Consider the following 5,818-nt stretch of genomic DNA (forward strand, 5'->3'; position numbering starts at 1 on the left):
GCGGGAGCAAGCTCCCTCGCCACAGGTCTGCGTCAACAGTGAATCCCCATCCCTCTTCCGAGGTAGGCCTGCCGAGGCATAGGCCGGCGGGGCCTTGGGCTCTACCATGACGGCACGCGGAGGTACGCCATGCTGACCCACCCTTCCATCGTTCTACTGTTGCGTCGTCATCACCTGTTCAGCCAATTGCCGGAGCGGGTCTTCGAAGACGTGTGCAACCTGGCCGTGCTCAAGCGGCTGCCCTGCAACAGCACCCTCATGCACCAGGGCGATCCCGCCAAGCGGTTTTTCCTGCTGGTCAGCGGCCAGATCAAACTGTTCCGGGTCACTGGCGAAGGCCAGGAGAACCTGGTGGAAATCATCCAGCCCGGACAGACCTTCGCCGAAGCCCTGCTCTTCAGCCAGGCCCGCTGCTACCCGGTCAGCGCCTCGGCGATCAAGGACAGCGTGCTGGTGAGTATCGAGGGCACCCATTACCGCAAGGCCCTGGAAGACCAGCCCAAGGTCTGCCTGGCGATCCTGGCGAGCATGAGCATTCATTTGCACCAACGGCTCAAGGACATCGATAACCTGACCTTGGCCAGTGCCAGCCGGCGGGTCATCAATTTTCTGTTGCAGGAACGGGATCCGCGTGATGGTCAGGTGGTGTTGCAGGTGTCGAAGCGGCTGGTGGCTTCCAAGCTGGGAATCCAGCCGGAGACGTTTTCGCGGATTCTGCATCGGTTGGTGGATGGGGGGTTGATTGCCATGGAGCGGCGGCAGATTCGTATCCTGTCCGAGGATGACCTGGAGGCATATCAGCAGTAGTCGTTAGGCGGACCACATTCCTCCTGTGAGAGCGAGCTTGCTCGCGAAGGCGGTGCAACAGGCGATGAAGATGTCGAACGTACGGGCCTCTTCGCGAGCAGGCTCGCTCCCACAGTGGGGCGGTGGTGTGCATGAATTTTGTGGCTGCTGTAGATCCAATGTGGGAGCGAGCCTGCTCGCGAATACGGTATGACAGCCAATGAAGATGCTGACTGTACGGGCTCCTTCGCGAGTAGGCTCGCTCCCACAGGAACCGGCGATTATCAAGAGTCAGGGGGCATACCTACCCCACCTCCAACAACCCAACTACCCGCGAAAACACCTGCTCTATCTCAGACTCACCACAATCCACCCCAAACCGCTTGCGTACCCCCAGTTGGCTCAGGATCAGATGCACATCCGCCGTCAGGTCATGCAACCGCAGACAAGCCTGCACGCACTGCAACGGACACCCATCCAACGCAACGATCCGCCGCCCCGAGCGGGCCTTGTTGACCAGCGGCGGCACCTGCCCGCCCACCCCGACAATGCATGACATCTGCGCCAAGCCCGCACGGTCCAGGCGCAGCGCAACAGTGTTGGCCAGTTGCGCCACGTTCGAGCAACCGGAACACGAATACACCAAGGGAAGCGCGTCAGAGGCTTTCATCACACCGTCGCCAGCCCCTTCCCTGCCCGCTCCAAATTGCGCCACAACCACGGCGGCAACACCTCCGGATCAAGGCTATCGATCAAATTCTTCAACGCCAGCCCCAACTCCGTATCTCCCTCGATCACCAACCGCCGTCGAAAGAACAACGTGTCCGGGTCTTCCTGACGACTGGCCAGCAACAGGAACTCACGCCAGTTACCGCTGATGGACACCTGCGCGTCGGCCCGTTCGGCGATGCGCAGGCCGTCGCGGCCGAGGGTCATGTACCAGCATAACTTCAGATCAGGCACCCGAAGGCATAACCAACGATCGCGCAGCACCTCGAACCCGCCCTCGCGCAGCGGCTCGGCCAGGCAGCGATTGAGCGCTTGTTGCAACGCCAGCCGCTGCACCACGAACGGCACCTTGCCCACCAGCGGCAGCAAGCGATCCGCACCTTTGAGCACCCACTTCTTCGGACTCAGCACAGGCCCGCCTCCTCTACTTTCAACATCCCGGCGTGGCCGTGCCAGTAGCCGTTGCAACCGTCCACGAACAGCGGTGGTGCCTCGCCCTGGCGGACCTTGTCGAAGGCCGTGACCACGTCGGCCATGCCTTGGGCGCGCGGGCTGAGGCGCAGCACGTCGGCGCCGCAGGCGGTCAGCGCGGGGTAATCGGCGAGCAGGTTCGTCACCTCGCCCGACATCGTCTGGATGCCGTTGAGGGTGAACAATTGCTGCCCTTCTTGGCTGCTCAATGCCAGGCCGTCGGGGTAGTTGATGCAACAGAATTGGCAGTCGTCCTTGGGCCGGTTTTCGGCGCGGGCGGTAAAGCAGCGCGCCGAGTAGGCCAAGGGCAAATGACCGTAGGCGAAAATTTCCACTTCCGGCAGATCACGGTCCATGTCTCGCGCTTGCTCCAGCACATCGGCGATCAGTGCCGCCGAGCATTCGACCGGCGGCACCCAGCGAATCATGCCGCTGTCGAGCAGTTGCCCCAGGGCGTGGCCGTTGTACAGGTTCAGCGCCGGACCGCCCACAAAAGGCAATTTGCGTTCGGCCAAGAACTGCACGGCGCCCATGTCATTGGCCTCCACCAACAACTCGCCGTTGTCACACAGGCGGCGCAGCGAGGACAGCTCCGACGCCGCTTCGATCAGCGTCAGGCTCGACAACACGATCTGCGCCTGGCTGCACGCTTGCAGCTCGCGCCCCAGGCCCAACCATTGATCCAGGGAAAAGGCCCGGCGTTTCGAGCAGACGGTTTCCCCCAGGTAGATCACATCCAGCGGCAACGCCGACATCTCGGCGTAGAAATTTCCCAGTTGCGCTTTGTCCCAATAGAACAGGACCGGTCCCAGGCTGAGTTTCATCAGGCCTCCCTCATTGCCATGATCGATGGTAGGCGCCCAGGGTGGTCTGGCTGCCTTCGGACAGACCGGCCAGCACCTGGCGCCATTCTTCCCGCACGCGGAAGCGTTGCGGCGCGACCTGATGGGCATCCAGCGCGGCGCGCCAGACCCGGGTCACCTGCTCGACGTACGCCGGGCTGCGCTGACGACCTTCAATCTTCACGGCTTCGACGCCGATGGCCGCCAGTTCCGGCAACAGGTCGAGAGTGTCGAGGCTGGTGGGTTCTTCCAGGGCGTGGAAGCGTTTGCCGCCCACCAGGAACCGGCCCTTGCACAGGGTCGGATAGCCGGCCGGTTCTTCCGGGGTGTAGCGGTCGATCAGCACTTCGCTCAGGCGGGCGCTCAAGCCATCGACGTCCTCGCTCCAGCGCACCGCCTTGGCCGGCGAACAGACGCCGCAGAGGTTCGGCGATTCGCCCGTGATATATGAAGACAAGTGGCAACGGCCCTCGGCCATGATGCACAGGCTGCCGAAGCCGAAGACTTCGATCGGCACCGGACTGCCCGCCGCCACCTGCCGGACCTGGGCCAGGGACAACACCCGCGGCAGCACGGCGCGACGAATGTCATAGCGCTGCGCGTAGAACGCCAGCGCCGCCGCGTGGGTGGCCGAGCCTTGTACCGAAAGGTGCAGCGCCAGTCGAGGATGACGCTGGCTGGCGTAGCTGAGTACCCCGGGATCGGCGGCGATCAACGCGTCCACGCCGAAATCGGCGGCGCGGTCCACCGCCCGCTGCCAGCGCTCCCAGCCCTTGGGCTGCGGATACGTATTGACCGCCACGTACAGCTTGCGTTGATGCTGACGAATATGGGCGACCGCTGCGTCGAACTGCTTGTCATCCATGTTCAGCCCGGCGAAGTGCCGGGCATTGGTGTCATCGCGAAAGCCGACATAAACGGCATCGGCGCCTTGGCGCACCGCCGCTTTGAGGGCTGGCAGATTCCCTGCCGGGCAAACCAGTTGCATGGGGCATCCTCGTGAGGAAACTAAGGGCGCCGCCAGTCTAGCCAGCCAATCGGCGGCGACCTTGACGGCAGTCAATTGCCATCAATGCATCAGGTTCGCGAATGGCAGATACATCACCGGGTCGTGCTTGTGCACTTGCGTCTCGCGCTCCACCACCGCCAGGCCGTCGGCCCAGCAGGCCGCCGTCAGCATCGCCGAGCTTTGCTGTGGGTGCAGCTCGACGCACAGATGCCCGTCAGCGCCCGCCACCAATCGGGCCCGCAGGTATTGCCGACGCCGGTTGCGCTTCAACCAGTCGAACCCGGCGGGCACCTGCAGCGGCGTGGGCAGTACGTCCCGCATGCCCTGGGCCCGGAACAGGAATGGCCGCACGACGATCAACGCGGTAATCAGCGCCGCCGAAGGATTGCCCGGCAGGCCAATCCACGGCTTGCCCTCCACGTCACCGAACGCCAGGGGCTTGCCGGGCTGGATCGCCAGCCGCCACAGATCAATGCTGCCCAGCGCTTCGATGGCGTGCTTGAGGTGGTCCTCCTCACCCACCGAGACACCGCCCGAGGTGATCAGCACATCGCATTCGGCCGCGGCCAGGCGCAACGCTTGGCGACTGGCCAACAGCTGGTCGGGCATGACGCCGAAGTCATGGACTTCCAGGCCCCAGCCACGCAACAACGCGGCGAGGCTGTGGCGATTGCTGTTGTAGATCTGCCCCGGCGCCAACGGCTCGCCCGGTTCGCGCAGTTCATCGCCGCTGCTGAGCAACCCCACCTGCAAAGGACGAAAGACCTCCACCCGGTCGACTCCGGCACCGGCCAGCAACCCCAGTTCCTGGGCCCGCAGGCGCGTGCCGGCACCGAGCAATTGATCGCCCCGGCGCAGCTCTTCGCCTTCCTTGCGAACGTGGTCGCCGCGATTGACCGATGGCAGCCAGACCCGCTCGCCCTCGACCCGACAGCTTTCTTGCGGCACGACCGTGTCGGCGCCCGGCGGCAACGGCGCACCGGTGAAAATGCGCACCACCCGGCCCGCCGGCAGCGGCTCGCCCGGCCCGTCACCCGCGGCGATCCGCCCGGCCAGCGCCAGGCAACCGCCCGCAATGGGCAGGTCCTCGGCGCGCAAGGCGTAGCCGTCCATGGCGCTGTTGTCCCAGGCCGGCAGGTTCATCGGGCACAGGACATCAACGGCCAGCACCCGCGCCAAGGCCTGATCCAGGGCAACCCGCTGCACCGGCGGAGGCGGCGGCGCCTGGTCCAGCAGATGCCGGATCGCCTCATCCACGGGCGTCAACACACCGCTGTCGCACACCTTGCCGCTCATGGACGTGTCTCGCAGGCGGCCGGGGCGATACCGGCCTGGGGCTTGAGGTGCGGGGTGAAATTGCACGGCCCGGTGCGCCCGTCCAGTTGCCCGGCGAGAATTTTCTCCCAGCCGGTCCGGCAAGCGCCCGGCGAACCCGGCAAGCAAACGACCAGCACGCCATTGCTCATGCCGGCCAATGCCCGCGATTGCAGGGTGGACATGCCAATTTCCGCCAGCGACACCTGGCGGAACAATTCGCCAAACCCATCGACCTGCTTGTCGAGCAATGGCGCCACCGCTTGGGGCGTGTTGTCACGCGCGGTGAACCCGGTGCCGCCGGTCATCAGCACCACCTGTACCTTGGGGTCGGCGATCCACTGCGAGACTTGTGCGCGGATCTGGTAGATGTCGTCCTTCACCAGCGCCCGGTCGATCAGGTCATGACCGTCGCTTTGCAGCAGGTCGGCCAGGGTCTGGCCTGATGAATCGGTTTCGAAGGTGCGGGTATCGCTGATGGTCAGTACCGCAATGTTCAGCGGTTGGAAAACGCGTTGGGTCAGATGGGCCATGGTCAGCCGTCCTGTCGGAAAAGATGGCCCAGCCTGAACTGCAATCAATGCCGGGCCTATTCCTCCATGGAGGTACCTCCCTTGGCACCTCATGCAGGAACGATCCTATCCCCGTAGGAACTGCGTAGGAGCTG

General features: G+C 64.4%; 7 protein-coding genes. 1 reads left to right on the plus strand and 6 read right to left on the minus strand.

Annotation, left to right across the window (positions count from 1 at the left end):
* Positions 1–129: 129 nt before the first annotated feature.
* Positions 130–807 carry a Crp/Fnr family transcriptional regulator gene (locus tag OC610_RS19850; RefSeq protein ID WP_030137655.1) on the plus strand — a complete coding sequence of 226 codons (678 nt, stop codon included), beginning with the start codon at positions 130–132 and terminating at the stop codon, positions 805–807.
* 283 nt (positions 808–1,090) lie between these two features.
* On the opposite strand, the gene OC610_RS19855 is transcribed toward OC610_RS19850, so the two are convergent.
* From OC610_RS19855 to moaB, 6 genes are all read right to left on the minus strand, one after another.
* Positions 1,091–1,456 (minus strand): putative zinc-binding protein, encoded by a 366-nt coding sequence (locus OC610_RS19855; RefSeq protein ID WP_264430091.1) that lies wholly within the window; start codon positions 1,454–1,456, stop codon positions 1,091–1,093.
* Positions 1,456–1,926, minus strand: coding sequence for a ubiquinone anaerobic biosynthesis accessory factor UbiT (gene ubiT / locus OC610_RS19860; protein ID WP_264430092.1), 471 nt, complete (start codon positions 1,924–1,926; stop codon positions 1,456–1,458). Before ubiT ends, OC610_RS19855 begins: the two co-directional genes overlap by 1 nt.
* Complete coding sequence (locus tag OC610_RS19865; RefSeq protein ID WP_264430093.1) at positions 1,920–2,810, minus strand: U32 family peptidase; 891 nt, start codon at positions 2,808–2,810, stop codon at positions 1,920–1,922. Before OC610_RS19865 ends, ubiT begins: the two co-directional genes overlap by 7 nt.
* Before the next feature lie 10 nt (positions 2,811–2,820).
* A complete protein-coding gene (ubiU, locus tag OC610_RS19870) occupies positions 2,821–3,816 on the minus strand; it encodes a ubiquinone anaerobic biosynthesis protein UbiU (protein WP_264430094.1) in 996 nt (331 codons plus the stop codon).
* An 81-nt stretch (positions 3,817–3,897) separates the two neighbouring features.
* Positions 3,898–5,133 (minus strand): molybdopterin molybdotransferase MoeA, encoded by a 1,236-nt coding sequence (locus OC610_RS19875; RefSeq protein ID WP_264430096.1) that lies wholly within the window; start codon positions 5,131–5,133, stop codon positions 3,898–3,900.
* Positions 5,130–5,684: a molybdenum cofactor biosynthesis protein B gene (gene moaB, locus OC610_RS19880; protein ID WP_264430098.1), complete on the minus strand. Its 555-nt coding sequence runs from the start codon at positions 5,682–5,684 to the stop codon at positions 5,130–5,132. Before moaB ends, OC610_RS19875 begins: the two co-directional genes overlap by 4 nt.
* Positions 5,685–5,818 lie beyond the last annotated feature (134 nt).

Origin of the sequence: Pseudomonas agronomica (assembly GCF_025917275.1) — a bacterium.
Lineage (GTDB): Bacteria > Pseudomonadota > Gammaproteobacteria > Pseudomonadales > Pseudomonadaceae > Aquipseudomonas > Aquipseudomonas agronomica.